The 17,034-nt window shown below is 70.6% G+C and carries 14 protein-coding genes; 13 read left to right on the forward strand and 1 reads right to left on the reverse strand.

Annotated features, from left to right (window positions below; genetic code table 11):
* Window positions 1-35 precede the first annotated feature (35 nt).
* The 7 genes from MTES_RS18565 to MTES_RS13020 all read left to right on the forward strand — a co-directional run bounded on the left by MTES_RS18565 (window position 36) and on the right by MTES_RS13020 (window position 8,747).
* Window positions 36-1,136, forward strand: coding sequence for a hypothetical protein (locus MTES_RS18565; protein WP_013585725.1), 1,101 nt, complete (start codon window positions 36-38; stop codon window positions 1,134-1,136).
* A gap of 29 nt (window positions 1,137-1,165) precedes the next feature.
* Window positions 1,166-2,728 (forward strand): Ig domain-containing protein, encoded by a 1,563-nt coding sequence (locus MTES_RS18570; protein WP_013585726.1) that lies wholly within the window; start codon window positions 1,166-1,168, stop codon window positions 2,726-2,728.
* Window positions 2,729-2,844: 116 nt separating this feature from the next.
* A complete protein-coding gene (locus MTES_RS19565) occupies window positions 2,845-3,987 on the forward strand; it encodes a hypothetical protein (RefSeq protein ID WP_013585727.1) in 1,143 nt (380 codons plus the stop codon).
* Window positions 3,984-4,805: a hypothetical protein gene (locus tag MTES_RS19570; RefSeq protein ID WP_013585728.1), complete on the forward strand. Its 822-nt coding sequence runs from the start codon at window positions 3,984-3,986 to the stop codon at window positions 4,803-4,805. Before MTES_RS19565 ends, MTES_RS19570 begins: the two co-directional genes overlap by 4 nt.
* Window positions 4,802-5,782, forward strand: a complete 981-nt coding sequence (locus tag MTES_RS13010) for a sortase (RefSeq protein WP_050901794.1) — start codon at window positions 4,802-4,804, stop codon at window positions 5,780-5,782. Before MTES_RS19570 ends, MTES_RS13010 begins: the two co-directional genes overlap by 4 nt.
* A 530-nt stretch (window positions 5,783-6,312) precedes the next feature.
* Entirely contained in the window at window positions 6,313-7,086 is a 774-nt protein-coding gene (locus tag MTES_RS13015) for a phosphate ABC transporter ATP-binding protein (RefSeq protein WP_231848198.1), read from the forward strand.
* 8 nt (window positions 7,087-7,094) lie between these two features.
* A complete protein-coding gene (locus tag MTES_RS13020) occupies window positions 7,095-8,747 on the forward strand; it encodes a phosphate ABC transporter substrate-binding protein PstS (protein WP_013585731.1) in 1,653 nt (550 codons plus the stop codon).
* A gap of 33 nt (window positions 8,748-8,780) precedes the next feature.
* Here the strand turns inward: MTES_RS13020 and MTES_RS13025 are convergent, their stop codons facing one another.
* On the reverse strand, window positions 8,781-10,178 hold the full coding sequence (locus tag MTES_RS13025) for a threonine/serine ThrE exporter family protein (RefSeq protein ID WP_013585732.1): 1,398 nt from the start codon (window positions 10,176-10,178) through the stop codon (window positions 8,781-8,783).
* Between the two features lie 201 nt (window positions 10,179-10,379).
* Here MTES_RS13025 and MTES_RS13030 point away from each other — a divergent pair, with 201 nt between their 5' ends.
* From MTES_RS13030 to MTES_RS13055, 6 genes are all read left to right on the forward strand, one after another.
* On the forward strand, window positions 10,380-11,666 hold the full coding sequence (locus MTES_RS13030; RefSeq protein WP_013585733.1) for an aspartate kinase: 1,287 nt from the start codon (window positions 10,380-10,382) through the stop codon (window positions 11,664-11,666).
* Between the two features lie 215 nt (window positions 11,667-11,881).
* Window positions 11,882-12,952: an aspartate-semialdehyde dehydrogenase gene (locus MTES_RS13035; RefSeq protein WP_013585734.1), complete on the forward strand. Its 1,071-nt coding sequence runs from the start codon at window positions 11,882-11,884 to the stop codon at window positions 12,950-12,952.
* Window positions 12,953-13,054: 102 nt separating this feature from the next.
* Window positions 13,055-14,527, forward strand: coding sequence for a malate:quinone oxidoreductase (locus tag MTES_RS13040; RefSeq protein WP_013585735.1), 1,473 nt, complete (start codon window positions 13,055-13,057; stop codon window positions 14,525-14,527).
* 4 nt (window positions 14,528-14,531) lie between these two features.
* Window positions 14,532-15,137, forward strand: coding sequence for a thymidine kinase (locus MTES_RS13045; RefSeq protein WP_013585736.1), 606 nt, complete (start codon window positions 14,532-14,534; stop codon window positions 15,135-15,137).
* A gap of 49 nt (window positions 15,138-15,186) precedes the next feature.
* On the forward strand, window positions 15,187-16,215 hold the full coding sequence (galE, locus tag MTES_RS13050; protein ID WP_013585737.1) for a UDP-glucose 4-epimerase GalE: 1,029 nt from the start codon (window positions 15,187-15,189) through the stop codon (window positions 16,213-16,215).
* A gap of 63 nt (window positions 16,216-16,278) precedes the next feature.
* Complete coding sequence (locus MTES_RS13055; protein ID WP_013585738.1) at window positions 16,279-17,031, forward strand: FadR/GntR family transcriptional regulator; 753 nt, start codon at window positions 16,279-16,281, stop codon at window positions 17,029-17,031.
* Window positions 17,032-17,034: the final 3 nt, after the last annotated feature.

Genomic DNA, 17,034 nt, shown 5'->3' on the forward strand with positions numbered 1-17,034 from the left:
ACACCTGTGCACCACACCAATCGAAAGGCACTGAGTTGAAGCTCAAGAAGCTGGCCGCCATGGGCGCGGCCTGCGGTATCGCGATCGCCGGGCTCGGCGTCGCCTCCATGGCGTCGGCCGAGCCGGTCTCGAACAGCTACGCGCTGGTCGGGTCCGACACGCTGCAAGACTCCGTCAACGCGATCGCCAACGGCACGAGCCTCACCGGCTCGCTCGTTCGCGTGACCTCGAACAACAAGACGCTCGGCAGCTTCGACGCGTTCGGCGCGAACGCCATCCAGACCAAGCAGGGCGGTCCCTTCTTCGGCCGTCCGGCCGGTTCGGGTGCGGGCGTCACGGCCCTGCGCGCCTCGATCACGGGCGCGAACTACAGCGGCAACGCCGGTGTGCCGGCCCGCCCGATCACCGGTCAGGTCGACATCGCGCGTTCCTCGAGCGGCCCCGGCAGCAACGCCAACGCCAACGGCCTGCTCGCCTACGTCCCCTTCGCCCGCGACGCCGTCGGCTTCGCGTACAAGGGCGGCGACTCGTCGTGGGCCACGCTGAGCGCCGCTCAGCTGAAGTCCATCTACGAGTGCACCACCACGTCGGTCGGCGGTGTCACCGTGAAGCCGCGCCTTCCCCAGAGCGGCTCGGGCACGCGCAACTTCTTCCTCGGTGCGATCGGCAACCCGGCGCTCGGCTCGTGCGTCAGCGACGCGACCGGCACCACGCCCGAGAACGACGCCTCGGTCCTCGGGAACAACGACCTCATCCCGTTCAGCGCGGCCAGCTGGATCGCCCAGGCCAACGGCGCCGCCGGTGTCAACACCACCACGGCCTCCGGTGTCAACTTCGGCACGCCGGTCAACAACGAGCCCGCCTTCACCGGCACCGCGCCCAACCTCGTCCCCAACACCGACTTCTACAAGGACGCGACCTTCGGCCGCGACACCTACCTGGTCGTCGAGTACGCGCGCATCGTCTCCGGCGACGCCAAGTACGACGCCGGCCTCGCCAACCTCGTCAACCCGTCGGTGTCGAACAGCCTCACCAGCTTCGGCTCCCTCCCCACCTCGGTCGGCGCGGTGAAGAAGAAGTTCGGCTTCCTCGCTCCCTCCACCACCACCATCCAGCGCGCGTTCGCGTCGCTGTGACCTCTGAGAACGGAAAAGGACTCACTTCGATGAACATCAAGAAGTTCGGGACGATCGTCGCCGCGGCGACGGCGGTCTCGCTTCTCGCGGGTGGCTTCTCGGCCACCGCGGCGAACGCCGCCACGCCGGCGCCGCAGTTCTACCTCCTCGACAACAACGTCGGCAACCCGGTGCCCGACGGCACCGTCCTGCAGTGGGACTCGCAGGTCATCGCGGCCCCCGGCCCCGGCGCCGACTACATCACCACGCTCTTCAAGGGCACCAGCGACGCCACCGGTGTCGCGTACTTCATCGCCCCGCAGGGCAAGGAGAGCACGATGTCGGCCTGGACGGCGTCCAGCGACGGCGCCCTCACGCCCGGCACGGTCGACATCATGGCCCCGAACCTGACGCTCTCGGGCTTCCTGTTCGGCAACTGGGCGCAGGTCAAGGCGAACGGTGGCGACTACAGCCTCGGCTTCGCCTGGACGCGCAACAACGGCCTGAACATCGCCGACGCCGGTGTGAAGTACATCGGCATCCACGTCAAGCCCGGTGGCGACTGGACGTTCGACGCCCAGAGCTCGACCCCCTCGGCCACGGCGCCGACCATCACGACCACCGCTCTCGACGCGGCCAAGGTCGGCGTGGCGTTCTCGCAGACGCTCGCCGCCGACGGCACCGCGCCGATCACGTGGTCGATCAAGGATGGCGGGTCCCTTCCCGCCGGCCTGAGCCTCGACGGCTCCACGGGTGTCGTCTCGGGCACGCCGACCGCCGCCGGTGCGTACAGCTTCACCGCCGTCGCCACCAACAGCGCGGGTAGCAACGAGAAGGCATTCACCGGCACGGTGGGTACGGCCGCTCCGACCGCGCCGACCAAGCCCTCGGGCTCGTCCGCGAACAAGGTCGACGTGGCCGACCCCGCCAAGGGGGCGAAGACGATCACCGTCCCCGCCGGTACCGCCAACAAGAGCAAGACCCTCGAGGCGTGGGCCTGGTCTGACCCGACCAACCTCGGTCAGGTCACCGACGACGGCAACGGCAACTTCTCGGTCGACATCTCGAGCCTCCCGGCCGGCGAGCACACCGTCGCGCTGGTCGCCCCCGGTGACGCGACGTACACCGTGCTGGCCTGGGACACCTTCACCAAGCAGTCCGCTGCCGGTGACACCACGACCGACAACGTCGACCTGACCGCGGCCGTGACCGCGAGCGACCTGTGGTCGCTCAACGCCGAGGCCACGAAGGTCGACTTCGGCAGCGTCGCGCGCGACAAGAGCGTGACCAAGCCCCTCGGCAAGGTCACCGTCGTCGACGACCGCAACGTCCTGAAGGGCTGGGACCTCACCGCCGCGTGGAGCCCCTTCAAGAACGGCGCGGGCGACGAGATCCCCGCGACCGCTCTCGCGGTGGCGCCGAAGGCGTTCTCCGGTTACACCCCGCTCACCGGTGTGACCGTGGGCACGGGCTCGAAGATCGCCTCGAGCACGGCCGTCTCGACGCTCACCACGGGTGCGCTCTTCGACGCCGACCTCACCTTCACCGCCCCGAAGGACGCGCAGACGGGCGACTACACGTCGACCCTCACGGTCACCCTCACCTCCAAGTGAGCTGACCCGCTCCGACGGCACGGGGGGATCCACCCGATCCCCCCGTGCCGTCACACCATCAGCCCTCGTTCACCTCGGCGACACGCCTGTGTCGCCCCCATCTGCGGAGATGAACCGTGTTCTCCTCGACTCTGCGGCGCCGCTTCCCGGCTCTGGGCGCCGCCTCCCTCGCCACCGCGGTGATCGTCGCCTGCCTCGGGATGCCGTCCGCCGCCACCGCGGCCACGGGCACCGCGGTGCGCGCCACCGCCGACGCGCCTGCCGCCCCCGCCGAGGGCGAGTCCGCCGTCACCGTGGGTGTCGCCACCCGCCCGGCGGGCGAGGACGGACGCCCCGACGGCCGTTCCCGGTTCAGCGTCACCGCCGATCCCGGCCAGAGCGTCACCGATCGGGTGCTCGTCGGAAACACCGGCACCGCGCGCCAGGACTTCACCGTGTACGCCACCGACGCGTTCAACGACGACACGGGGGAGTTCTCGCTGCTCCCCACGGACGCCACCCCCACCTCCGTGGGCTCGTGGATCCGCTTCGACGACGGCAGCGACCGCGTCACCTTCTCGCTCGATCCCCAAGAGGTGCGCCTGCTGACCTTCACGGTCGCGGTGCCGGCCGACGCCACGCCCGGCGACCACGTCGGCGGGGTCGTGGCATCCGTCGTCGAATCCGGGGCGCAGGTCACCGTGGACCGCCGCGTCGCGACCTCGGTCTTCGCGCGCGTCGCGGGGGAGCTCCAGCCGCAGCTGTCGCTCACCAGCTACGAGGCGTCGTACGAGGGGGACTGGTGGAACCCGTTCTCCGGCCACGTGCGCCTGCACTACACCGTGAGCAACCCGGGCAACGTCGCCCTCTCCGCGAACCTCACCTCGGGCGTGCACACGTGGCTCGGGATCCCCGCGACGGGCGACCAGGGCGGCAAGATCCCCGTCGTCCTGCCGGGTAACAGCGCATCGTACGAGGACACCGTCGACGGTGTCGGCCAGTGGCTGTACCTCAACCCGTACACGGTGCTCAGCCCGTTCGTCGAGTCGCCCGACGCCTCCATGCAGGTCGCGGTCGTTCCCCTCACTCGGGATGCCGTGACCTTCGCGATGCCGTGGACGGCGCTCATCCTGGTGCTGCTGGTGGCGGGTGGCATCCTGCTCTCCCGCTGGCGTCGCCGACGCGACGAGGTGCGGGCGCAGGAATGGATGGACTTCGTCGCACAGACGGCGGCGGACGACGCCGCGGCTCTCGCGGGAGCCCGGACGGACGGGTCATGAGCCGTCTCGGCCGAGCGCGCCGATCTCGCTCGCGGCTCCGCCGGGTCGGTCTCTCGGCGCCGCGGGTCGCGGCTGCGGGTGTCGCCGTCGCCCTTCTCGTCCTCGCCGGGTCGACGGGAGCGAGCGCGACCACGCCGTCCCCGAACGACTCCGGGACACTCTCGGTCACCATCACGGACGGCTCGACGCCGACGCCCACGCCGTCCGCCTCCGCGTCGCCACCGGCATCCGGGGGGAGCAGTCCCGCGGGGTCCTCTTCCGGCGGCGGTGCCCGGCCCGTCCCGGCCCCCGTCTCGGGGGCCGGCTCGGGGAACGGCTCGAGCGGGGGCGGCACCTCCGCCGCGAACGAGGTCAGCCTCGCCGGCATGGTCTACGTCGGCGGGCTCAACGCGTCCGCCACCCCGGAGCTCGACCCGGCCGGGGGAGTGGTCGAGGTCTGGTTCAGCGTGCGCAACGCCGCCTCGACGCCCATCGACGCCACGGCCGACTTCTGGATGGACACGGGGATCTTCCCCCAGCGCCTGGATGCCGTCGACGATGTCGCCATCGCCGGGTTGCAGCCCGGCGAGACCCGGGTGGTCTCGGCACGTCTCAGGCACGGAGGGCAGTGGACCCTTCTCTCGACCCACGTCACGCTGACACCGCCCGAGAGCGTGGACGGCGTCGCCCTCACACCGGTCACCCGCGACGCCCTGACGCTGCTGTTCCCGTGGGTCGTCACGGGGCTGGCCGTCCTCGCGGGGCTCGCCGTGCTCGTCGTGCAGATCGTGCGACGGACCACGCGGGGCGTGGCACCCGCGGCGGTGGCGACGACGTGACGATCCTCGAGCGCCTCGGCGCGCGGCTGCCCACCGGCTCGCGTCCGCCAGCTGCTGGCCCGACCGCCCCTCGCCAGGCCCCCCGCCCGCCGCGACGCCCGCCCCGACCGCGTCCCGCGTACGCTCCTCTGTCCGCCGGGCAGGTGTTCCTGCGCGGGATGCTCGTGTCGGTGTCGGTCCTCGTGCTGATCTTCCTGCTGAACCTGCTCGTGATCAGCCATGTGTCGCACTTTGCCGCTCAGCAGCAGCTCCGCGACACCTTCCGCGCCGAGCTCGCCGCCGGCACGGCCCCGGTCAGCGAGGGGGACTTCGAGGACCACCTCCTACCGGACGGCGCACCCGTCGGCATCCTTTCCATCCCGCAACTCGGCGTCGACGAGGTCGTCTCCGAGGGGACGACCTCCGGCGTGCTCATGCACGGTCCCGGGCACCGCCGCGACACGGTGCTGCCGGGGCAAGCCGGGGTGAGCGTGATCATGGGACGCGCGGCCGCCTTCGGCGGTCCCTTCGCTCGTCTGCAGACGCTGCAACCGGGGGAGACCTTCACCGTGCGAACCGGTCAGGGCGAGCAGGCGTTCGAGGTGCTGGGCGTGCGCTACGCCGGTGACCCGACGCCGCCGGCGCCGGTGCGCGGCGAGAGTCGCCTCATCCTCGTGACAGCCCGCGGCGGTCCCTACCTCCCCACCGGCATCGCCTACGTCGATGCGCGCGCGACCGGGGCGGCCGTGCCCGCGGGCGCGCGCCAGACCACCTCGATGACGCTGCCTCCGCAGGCGAAGCCGCTCGCCACCGACATGACGACCGTGTGGGCGCTCGTCTTCGCCCTCCAGTTCCTCGTCGTAGCCGAGTTCGCGGCCGTCTGGGCGTATCGGCGCGTCGGCTGGCAGAAGACGTGGATCGTCTTCGCCCCTGTCCTGCTGCTGGCGAGCGTGTTCGTCTCCGACCAGCTCGTCCGTCTTCTCCCCAACCTCCTGTGAGCGGTACCGACATGACCTCCAGCCCTGCATCCCCAGCCGACGACGGCGCTCCCCGCGCGGCCGCGCGCGACGCCGCCGAGCGGGCAGCCGCCGAGCGGGCAGCCGCCGAGCGGGCAGCCGCCGCGCGCGAAACCGCCGCCCCCGCGACCGCCGACCTCGCCCACACCGAGGTCGTCTCGGGCGACGAGGCCGCGCGCGCCGCGGCCGACCCCTACATGACCGACGTGCTCAACGCCGAGGAGGCGCGCATCCTCGCCGAGATCGAGTTCGAGGGTCTGACCGCCGGGATGGCCGGGGCCTCGACCGCCGGCGACGTGCCGCCGTCGCGCCGCGCGGGCCGCCTCTTCTCGCGGGACACCGCCCCGCAGGCGGAGGCTCCCGCCACCGCCCCGGCTCCGGTCGACGCCCCCACCGCGGTGCTCGCCGCACCGTCCGCCTCCGCCGTGTCGTTGCTCGGCGGTGCCTCGGCGACGGCTGAGCGCATCGCCGCGGCCGAGGGCGCGCTCGCCGCGGTAGCGGAACGTGCCCCGCTGTCCGAGCTCGACGCCCGCTCGATCTCGGCGTGGTTCGGCGATCACCAGGTGCTCCTCGACGTGTCGTTGACCATGCCCGCCGGCCAGGTCACCGCGCTCATCGGCCCGTCCGGCTGCGGCAAGTCGACGTTCCTGCGCATCCTTAACCGCATGCACGAGCTGGTGCCCTCGGCATCTCTCGCGGGAGAGGTGCTGCTCGACGGCGACGACATCTACGACCCGGGTCATCGCCTCATCGACGCGCGAAAGCACATCGGCATGGTCTTCCAGAAGCCCAATCCGTTCCCCGCCATGTCGATCTACGACAACGTCATCGCGGGCCTCAAGCTCACGGGCGTGCGCGCCTCGCGCGACGAGAAGGACCATCTCGTCGAGACCTCGCTCGCCTCCGCGGGGCTGTGGAAAGAGGTCAAGGACCGCCTTCGCGCACCCGGGGGCGGGCTCTCGGGCGGCCAGCAGCAGCGCCTCTGCATCGCTCGCTCGCTCGCCATCAAGCCGCGCGTCCTGCTGATGGACGAGCCCTGCTCCGCCCTCGACCCCACCTCGACGCGCGTGATCGAAGAGACGATGGGGGAGCTTCAGAAAGAGCTGACGATCGTCATCGTCACGCACAACATGCAGCAGGCGCAGCGCGTGTCCCAGCAGTGCGCCTTCTTCCTGGCATCCCAGGGTCAGCCGGGCCACATCGTCGAACACGGTGACACGGATGCCATGTTCGACTCGCCCATCGACCCCCGCACCTACGACTACGTGAACGGGCGCTTCGGGTGAGTCGGCGGATGCTCGGCGGGACGGGTGCCGCGCTCGCCGTCGCCGCTCTGCTCGTCGCACCGACGACAGCGGCGCACGCCGACGAACTCGTTCCGATCTCGGGCCCGGGCTCGACGTGGGCGCAGAATGCCGTGGACTTCTGGCGACGTGACGTCGCGACCGACTCGGGCATGACCGTGTCCTACGCCGGCACGGGCACTGCCGCGGGCCTCTCCGACTTCTCGCACGAGACCGTGGACTTCGCGATCTCCGACGTCCCCTACGGCGTCGACGGGTCGCTCACCCCGCCGTCGACCCCCTACGCCTCCCTTCCCGTCGTCGGCGGCGGCCTCGCGCTCGCCTACAACCTCTGGGTGGACGGTCACCCCTTCCACGACCTCCGGCTGTCGGGGAACGCGGTGGCGGGCATCTTCTCGGGCACCATCACGCGCTGGGACGACCCGCTCCTGCGAGCCGATAACCCCGGTGTCGCGCTCCCGGCGCAGGCCATCGCCCCGGTCGTGCGCGGCGATGCCACGGCGACGACTCTCGAGCTGACCCGGTGGATGGAGAGCGAGCACTCCGACGTCTGGTCGGCCGGGGCGTCCACGGTGTTCCCCACGGCGGGTCCCGCTTTCCACGCCCAGAACGGATCGCTCGGCGTCGCCGGATACGTCGCCCAGAGCTACGGCCGCGGAGCGATCACCTACGTCGAGAACACGTACGCGTACAAGTCCGGTCTCTCCACCGCGAAGATCCTGAACGCCGCCGGGTATTACATCGCCCCGACGCCGGAGGCGGTGTCGATCGCGCTGGGCGGGGCGACACCGGATGCCACCGGCACCGGCGTGTGGCGCCACCCCGACGCCCGTGCCTACCCCCTCTCCACCTTCACCTCGATGATCGTGCCGACGCAGCCGACGCGGGTGTTCACGGTCGAGAAGGGGCGCACCCTCTCGCGATTCCTCGCGCACGCGCTGTGCCGTGGACAGCAGAACGCGGCCGGCCTCGGGAACGCCCCGTTGCCCCTCGCGCTCGTCCGGTCCGCGTCCTCTGTCCTCGCCACGATCCCGGGGAACTCCGGCGGGATCGACGTGAACGCGTGCGCCAACCCCACGTTCGTCGCCGGCGACACCGCGACCGACACCCTCCTCCTGCGGAGCGCGCCGATGCCGCCCGACAGCGACAAGCGGATGCCGCCGGGTCCCCACGAGTCGACCGGCGCCGAGCTCGACGTCGCGATCACGGCATCCGATCTCTTCCAGCTCACCGCACCGACCACGACCTCGATCGACTTCGGAGACCTCGGACGCGGACGCGACGGCGTCGCCCGCGCTCTCGGACGCTTCACCGTCGTCGACGACCGCGACCGTCTCGCCGGCTGGAGCATGCAGATCGCCGTGAGCGACTTCGTCGGGAGGGACGACCCGACGCTGCGGTTCTCGTCGGCCGCGCTGGGGATCGACCCGCAGGAGGTCGTCCACCACGACGGCGTCGCGGTCGGGTCACCCCAGGAGGCGGGCCAGGCGGTCTACCCGACGACCCTGGCGACGGGGGAACCGGGGACGACCACCACCCTCGACGGAGCGACGTTCGACGCCGACCTCAGTCTCCGCGTCCCCCGCGACGCCGCGGTCGGCGACTACCACTCCACCGTGACGCTGACGCTGATCGCGCGCTGAGCTCTCGCGACCTGACCGGCCCCGTCGCGGCGTTCAGCGACGTGATCGCGCGCGCACCCGCACCACGCTCGACAGCGTCGCCCGCACCGGCTGCCCCAGGTAGATGCCCAGCGACGCCCCCACCGCGAGCGCGATACCGATCGTCGCGGCTCCCGTCAGCGTGGTGACACCCGTCATGAGTACGGCGGGGTCGTCGCCCGACTCCACGATCCCCAGCAGCCCGCGGAACACCGCCGCACCGGGAACCATCGGCAGGATCGCGGCGGTGGTGATGGCCACCGACGGAACGTGCAGGCGGTAGGCCACGACGATGCCGGCGAAGCTGCCGATGAAGGCGCCGACGCCGCTCGCCGCGGCCACCTCGAACCCGAGCGACGAGGCACCGAGATAGCCCGCCCACGCCACCAGGCTCAGGGTCGCGCTGACGACGATGATCCGCGCGCCGGCCCCGTTGATCACGGCGACGGCGATCGCGATGACCGCAGCTCCGACGAACTGCACGCTCACCGGTCCCAGCGGCAGGGCGGTCGACGGGGGAGACATCCCCATCCCCAGCACGCGCACGGTCTCGAGCCCCGCGAGGATCCCCAGCACCACGCCGAGCGTCTGCGTCGTCAGCTCGAGGATGCGGCCCGTCGCGGTCAGGGCGAATCCGTCGATGGCATCCTGAGCCGCCCCGACGACCGTCAGCCCCGCCAGCATCAGGACGATCCCGGATGCCACGATCACCGACGGTCGGATCGCGGCGGCCGCGTCGATCCCGGTGTACTGCAGCAGCGGAGACAGCGCCGCGACGACGGTCAGCACGAAGCCACCCGCGATCTGCGCGAAGAAGTAGGGCACGCGCGCGCGGGCCATCACGTGCTGCGTGGTGGCGGCAAGGCCGGCCGCGATGAACGACAGCACCAGCGCGAGCCAGTTCGCGCCGAACATGATCGCGACCCCCACCGCGAGGCCGGCTTGAGCTGCGATCACGATCGCCGGGCGGTAGCGGAACGGGAGCCGACGGATCGCGCGGCACCGCACGACGGCGTCGTCGAGAGCGAGTCCGCCCGTGATCTCGATGACGAGGGCTTGCAGCCGCTGCAGCTTGGCGTGATCGGGCACCGATCCGCGCACGACGCGCAGGAGCGTCGTGGGGTGCGTGGCGCCCGGGCGACTGTGCGCGATCGTGATCGAGTTGTAGGTCACGTCGACGTGCACCGGGTCCAGGCCGTATGCGCCGCAGACCCGGACGATCGTCAGCGTCACTTCGTTCGCGGGGGCCCCGACGACGAGCATCGTCTCGCCGACGCGGATCGCGAGGTCGAGCACGCGGGTCGCGAACGCCTCGTCGATGACGGGGAGCAGATGAGTCTCCGGAGACCCGGAATCCTCGGTGTGCACGAGACGACGCAACGACGACAGCAGTCGGCGCGGGGTGGGGGACAACCGCGAGCCTCCAGGGCCAAGAACCGGGTGGGAGGGCTCGATCCTATCCGCGCGAGGCTGATCGTCGGCAGGGTGACGCCTCGCGGTTCCGCGCATGACGGAGGCGGCATACCCGCGCCCCTAGGATGGACCCTCGGGTGCGGCATCCGAGCGCCCCGTCGTGGCATCCCGACGCCCGACCCATCCGGGAGAGTTCCTCTTATGGCGCTGATCGTCCAGAAGTACGGCGGTTCGTCCGTCGCCGACGCCGAGAGCATCAAGCGGGTCGCGAAGCGCATCGTCGACACGCGCCGCGCCGGCCACGAGGTCGTCGTGGCGGTGAGCGCCATGGGCGACACGACCGACGAGCTGCTCGACCTCGCGGGCCAGGTCGCCCCGATCCCCGCTCCGCGCGAACTCGACATGCTCCTCTCCAGCGGTGAGCGCATCTCGATGGCGCTGCTGGCCATGGCGATCCACTCCATGGGCTTCGAGGCCCGTTCCTTCACGGGCAGCCAGGCGGGCATGATCACGGATGCCACGCACGGCGCCGCGCGCATCGTCGACGTCACGCCGGTCCGACTTCGCGAAGCGCTCGACGAGGGTGCGATCGTCATCGTGGCCGGTTTCCAGGGTTTCAACCGCGACACCCGAGACATCACGACCCTCGGTCGCGGAGGCTCGGACACGACCGCCGTCGCGCTCGCCGCCGCCCTCAAGGCCGACGTCTGCGAGATCTACAGCGATGTCGACGGTATCTTCACCGCCGACCCGCGCGTCGTGCCGCTCGCGCGCAAGCTCGACCGCGTCGGCAGCGAAGAGATGCTCGAGCTCGCCGCCAACGGCGCGAAGGTCCTCTACATCCGCGCGGTCGAGTACGCGCGGCGCCACGGCGTGCTGATCCACGCGCGGTCCACGTTCAGCTCGGGCGAGGGCACCTGGGTGCTCGACGCCTCGAAGACCTCCCCACTCGTCCCCGAAAGAGAAGCCATGGAAGAGCCCATCGTCGCCGGCGTCGCCACCGACCTCAGCCAGGCCAAGATCACCGTCATCGGTGTCCCCGACGTGCCGGGCAAGGCCGCCGACATCTTCAAGATCGTTGCCAAGTCCGGCGCGAACGTCGACATGATCGTGCAGAACGTCTCGGCGGCCGCGACCAGCCGCACCGACATCTCCTTCACGCTGCCCAAGACCGACGCGACGACCGCCCTCAAGGCGCTCGCCGGCGAGCAGTCCGAGGTCGGGTTCGAGAGCCTCGTGCACGACGACCAGATCGGCAAGCTCTCGGTCGTGGGTGCGGGCATGCGCACCCACTCGGGCGTCTCGGCGACGCTCTTCGAGGCGCTCAGCATGGCCGGGGTCAACATCGAGATGATCTCGACGTCCGAGATCCGCATCTCGGTCGTCGTCCGCGGCGTCGACCTCGCCGAGGCCGCGCGTCTCGTGCACACCGCCTACGGACTGGACGGCGAGGCCGAGGCCACCGTCCACGCCGGCACCGGTCGCTGACCACCGCGTCCCGGTCCGACGCCGCCGCGCGAAACTCCTGAGTTTCTCGCGCGGCCCTGCGCCGCACCCGCCAGATCCCGCCATCCTCCGGCGCATCCCGGTCGATTTCTCCGGAGTTCGGCCCGCCCGCGGCTCGAGCGATCAGTCGCCCGCGCTACCCTGACCCGAACGCCGCGTGTCGCGGCATCCATCACCCGAACACCCGAGGACCTCGCATGACCCGCATCTCCGATTCCGGAATCTCCCTCGCCGTCGTCGGCGCCACCGGCCAGGTCGGCACCGTCATGCTCGAGATCCTCGCCGAGCGGTCGTTCCCGATCCGCGAGCTGCGCCTGTTCGCGACCGCACGCTCGGCCGGCACGTCCGTCGACTTCGGCGGCCACTCCGTCATCGTCGAAGACGTCGCCACCGCCGACCCGGCCGGCGTCGAGGTCGCCCTGTTCTCGGCCGGTGCCACCGGCAGTCGCGCACACGCACCCCGCTTCGCCGAGGCCGGAGCCCTCGTCATCGACAACTCCAGCGCCTGGCGCATGGACCCCGAGGTTCCCCTCGTCGTGAGCGAGGTCAACCCGCACGCGATCGATCAGGCCGTGAAGGGCATCGTCGCGAACCCCAACTGCACGACCATGGCTGCCATGCCGGTGCTGAAGGTGCTCGACACCGAGGCGGGTCTCGAGCGCCTCATCGTCAGCACGTACCAGGCCGTCTCCGGCTCGGGTCTTGCCGGCGCGCAGGAGCTCCTCGGACAGGTCGAGGGCGTTCTCGCCCAGGGCGATGTCGAGCGCCTCGTGCGCGACGGCTCGGCGCTCGACTTCCCCGAGCCCGAGAAGTACGTCGCCCCGATCGCCTTCGACGTCATCCCGTTCGCCGGCAATCTCGTCGACGACGGCCTCAACGAGACCGACGAAGAGAAGAAGCTGCGCAACGAGAGCCGAAAGATCCTCGAGCTGCCCGACCTGCGGGTCGCCGGCACCTGCGTGCGCGTCCCCGTCTTCACGGGGCACTCGCTCAGCATCAACGCCGAGTTCGCCCGTGACCTCTCTCCCGAGCGCGCCCGCGAGCTCCTCGCCGACGCCCCCGGCGTGAAGTTCGAAGAGGTGCCCACGCCCCTCCAGGCCGCCGGCACGGACCCCAGCTACGTCGGCCGTATCCGCGCCGACCAGTCCGCCCCCGAGGGCAAGGGTCTCGTGCTGTTCATCAGCAACGACAACCTGCGCAAGGGCGCGGCGCTGAACGCCGTGCAGATCGCCGAGATCGTGGCGAAGAAACTCTCCGCGCGCGTCTGAGCGGACGGCATCCGGATGCCGTGAGCCCGGGGTTGTCTCGACATCGAACCGACCGATCTCTCGATGTCGAGACACCTTCCAGCCCGCGCCTAGAATCGTCGGGTGACTGAAAACGTCGATGTTCTCCTCATCGGTGGCGGCATCATGTCCGCCACTCTCGGCACGCTGCTGAAGGACCTCCAGCCCGATCTGAAGATCGCGGTCATGGAGCGCTTGAGCGACGTCGCGCAGGAGAGCTCGAACGCCTGGAACAACGCCGGCACCGGTCACGCGGCCCTCTGCGAGCTGAACTACACGCCCGAGGCGAAGGACGGGTCGATCGACCCGGCCAAGGCCGTCACGATCAACGAGCAGTTCCAGCAGAGCCGTCAGCTCTGGGCCTCGCTCGTAGCCGAGGGTGTGCTGGACGAGCCCTCGACGTTCATCAACGCGACCCCGCACATGACGTTCGTGCGCGGCGAGAAGGACGTCGCCTTCCTCCGTAAGCGCTACGAGGTGCTCCGGGAGCAGCCGCTGTTCGCGGGCATCGAGTACAGCGAGGACTCCCGCGTCATCAACCAGTGGGCGCCGCTGCTGATGCAGAAGCGCCGCAAGGGCGAGCCCTTCGCGGCCACGCGGGTTCCCGCCGGCACCGACGTCGACTTCGGCTCGCTCACGCGCCAGCTCTTCGCCAACCTGCGCGAGAAGGGCGTCGAGGTCGTCACGAACCACGACGTCAAGAAGCTGAAGAAGCAGAAGGACGGCTCCTGGGAGGTCTCGTACCGCCACGTGATCGGCGGCACCCCCGGGTCGATCAACGCGAAGTTCGTCTTCGTCGGTGCGGGTGGGTGGGCGCTCAAGCTCCTGCAGCGCTCCGGCATCCCCGAGATCAAGGGCTACGGCGTCTTCCCGATCGGCGGTCAGTGGCTCAAGACCTCCAACCCCGACATCGTCGCGAAGCACCACGCCAAGGTCTACTCGCAGGCGTCGGTCGGGGCTCCGCCCATGTCGGTCCCGCACCTCGACACCCGCGTCATCGACGGCGAGTCCTCGCTGCTGTTCGGACCGTTCGCGACCTTCAGCCCCAAGTTCCTCAAGAACGGGTCGATGCTCGACATCGTCACCCAGGTGCGACCGCACAACCTCCTGCCGATGCTGAAGGTCGCGGTCGACAACCCCGGCCTCATCAAGTACCTGATCAGCGAGCTCTTGAAGACCCACGCGAAGAAGGTCGACAGCCTCCGCGACTTCATGCCGACGGCCCAGGCCGAGGACTGGGAGCTGCTCGACGCCGGTCAGCGCGCCCAGGTGATGAAGAAAGACAAAGACAAGGGCGGGGTGCTGCAGTTCGGCACCGAGGTCATCACGGCCTCCGACCGCTCGATCGCGGGTCTCCTCGGCGCCTCCCCGGGGGCGTCCACCGCGGTGTCGATCATGCTCGGCCTGATCAAGACGTGCTTCCCCGAGCGCATGCCCGAGTGGGAACCGCGCCTGCGCGAGCTCATCCCCAGCTATGGCGAGTCGCTCAACACGCGGCCCGAGGCGGCGCGCAAAGAACTGGATGCCACGGCCCAGGCGCTGAAGATCAACCCCTGAACCCGTGGCCAAACTGTACTTCCGCTACGGAGCGATGAACTCGGGCAAGTCGACGGCCCTCCTGCAGGCGGCGTACAACTACGAGGAGCGCGGACAGCGCGTCCTGCTCGCGAAGCCCGAGATCGACACCAAGGGCGCCGATCAGATCGAGAGCCGCCTGGGCGTGAGCCGCCCGGTCGATTTCCTGGTGGGTCCCGACGACGACCTGCGTGCGGTGTTCGCCGCCGCGGCCGGCCCCGCCCCGGTCGCCTCGCTCCTGGTCGACGAAGCCCAGTTCTTCACCCCGGGCCAGGTCGACGACCTCTTGCGCATCGCGGTGCTCGACGACGTCCCGGTGCTCGCGTACGGCATCCGCACCGACTTCCGCACGGAGGCCTTCCCCGGCTCCGCGCGATTGATGGAGATCTCCCACAGCCTGGAGGAGCTCAAGACCATCTGCCGCTGCGGACGCAAGGCGATCTTCAACGCGCGCCTGGTGGGCGGGAGGTTCGTCTTCGACGGTGATCAGGTGGCGATCGACGAGGGCCAGATCCAGGGCGAGGTCACGTACGAGTCGATGTGCGCGGCCTGCTACCTGCGGGAGTCCGGCGGCCGTCTCGACGGGCGCTGAAGGCCTTCTCGCGATCGGCGACACCGTCGCCGGACGATAACCTGGGAGCATGCGCGTACTCCTGGCCGGCGGTGCCGGTTACATCGGAACCCACACGGCCGTCGCTCTTCTCGAAGCCGGCCACGACGTCATCCTCCTCGACGATCTGTCGGGGACGCACGCCGTCGCCGCGGAGCGCGTGGAGCGCATCACGGGCAAGCCCGCACCGCTGGTGGTCGGTGACGCCGCCGACGACGCGGTGGTGTCCGCGGTGTTCGACGAGCACGGCCCGATCGACGCCATCATCCACCTCGCCGCGTTCAAGGCCGTGGGGGAGTCCACCCAGAAGCCGCTGGCGTACTACTCCAACAACCTCGACACCACCTTCGCCCTCCTGCGCGTGGGCCTGGCCCATGGCATCCGGTCGTTCGTGTTCTCGAGCACCGGAACGGTCTACTCCGACCCGGCCGACCTGCCGTTCACCGAGGAGTCGACGACGAGCATCGACCTCTCCAACGCGTACAGCAAGTCCAAGCGCATGAACGAGGTCGTCCTGGCCGACGTCGCCCGCGTGAACCCCGACCTCAACGTCACGGTGCTGCGCTACTTCAACCCGGTCGGTGCGCACCCGTCCGGCCTCATCGGCGAGGACCCGGCCGGCATCCCGAACAACCTCATGCCCTACGTCTCGCGCGTCGCGATCGGCACGCTCGACGAGGTCGGCGTGTTCGGCGACGACTACGACACCCCCGACGGCACGGGTCTGCGCGACTACATCCACGTCGTCGACCTGGCCGAGGGGCACGTCGCGGCCCTGGAGCAGGCGCAGCCGGGGCACCAGGTGTTCAACCTCGGCACGGGGCGTCCGGTGAGCGTCCTCGAGCTTGTGGCCTCGTTCGAGAAGGCCGTGGGGCACGAGCTGCCCAAGCGCATCCTCGACCGTCGCCCCGGTGACGTCGCGGCGACGTACTGCGACCCCACCAAGGCCGCCGAGGTGCTCGGCTGGCGGACGCGTCTCACGATCGACGATGCCTGCCGTGACTACTGGCACTGGCAGACGACGAACCCCGCCGGGTACGCGACTCCCGCCGACGCCTGACGATCCGCGCGTAGGCTGATGTGGTCCGGCCACATCAGCCCGACCGGACGGACGGGGGATGCCATGCCGGATGCGGCACCGCGTGCGTGGCAGGTCGTTCTCGAGCGCATCGAGGCCGACCTCCGCGAGGGGCGCCTGTCGCCCGGAGACCGCCTGACGCCGGAGCGCGAACTGGCGTCGACGCTCGGCGTCGGTCGCTCGAGCGTCCGCGAGGCCATCCGCGTCCTCGAGGTGCTCGGTGTCGTGCGCACCGCGACCGGATCCGGTCCCACCGCCGGCGCGATGATCGTGACCACCCCGCGCGGCGGGCTCGCGGCGTTCCTGCGCCTGCAGGTCGCCGCGAACGGATTCCCGATCGCCGATGTCGTGCGCACCCGCGTCGTCCTCGAGGGCGATGTCGTGGAGCGTCTCGCGGCCGATCCCGCGGCCGACCTCGCCGAGGTGCACGAGATCCTGGATGCCATGGACGCGGGGGAGCTGACCCCTGAGGAGTTCCTCGCCCTCGACGCCCGGCTCCACCAAGCCCTCGCCGAAGCGTCCGGCAACGCCGTGGTCGCCGCGATGATGGCGGGGCTGCGCAGCTCGATCGAGTCGTACACGCAGCTGGGCGCCGCCCGCATGAGCGACTGGCCGTCGACCGCCGCCCGCCTGCGGGATGAGCACCGCGACATCGTCGGCGCGGTGACCCGCGGCGAGGGGGGAGCGGCGCGCGACGCCGTGCGCGGGCACATCGCCGGCTACTTCCGCCAGGTCGCCGAGGAGCTGGGAGCCCCCGCCGATCTCGCATCCGTCGAGGGCGCGCCCGCGCGCTCGTGAGAG

Origin of the sequence: Microbacterium testaceum StLB037, from assembly GCF_000202635.1 — a bacterium.
Classification (GTDB): Bacteria; Actinomycetota; Actinomycetes; order Actinomycetales; family Microbacteriaceae; genus Microbacterium; species Microbacterium testaceum_F.

What these genes read in the sequence shown, in the direction of transcription:
- MTES_RS18570 (WP_013585726.1), top strand. Translation starts at nt 1,166, where the DNA reads ATGAACATCAAGAAGTTCGGGACGATCGTCGCCGCGGCGACGGCGGTC.
- MTES_RS19570 (WP_013585728.1), top strand. Translation starts at nt 3,984, where the DNA reads ATGAGCCGTCTCGGCCGAGCGCGCCGATCTCGCTCGCGGCTCCGCCGG.
- MTES_RS13020 (WP_013585731.1), top strand. Translation starts at nt 7,095, where the DNA reads ATGCTCGGCGGGACGGGTGCCGCGCTCGCCGTCGCCGCTCTGCTCGTC.
- MTES_RS13030 (WP_013585733.1), top strand. Translation starts at nt 10,380, where the DNA reads ATGGCGCTGATCGTCCAGAAGTACGGCGGTTCGTCCGTCGCCGACGCC.
- MTES_RS13035 (WP_013585734.1), top strand. Translation starts at nt 11,882, where the DNA reads ATGACCCGCATCTCCGATTCCGGAATCTCCCTCGCCGTCGTCGGCGCC.
- galE (WP_013585737.1), top strand. Translation starts at nt 15,187, where the DNA reads ATGCGCGTACTCCTGGCCGGCGGTGCCGGTTACATCGGAACCCACACG.
- MTES_RS13055 (WP_013585738.1), top strand. Translation starts at nt 16,279, where the DNA reads ATGCCGGATGCGGCACCGCGTGCGTGGCAGGTCGTTCTCGAGCGCATC.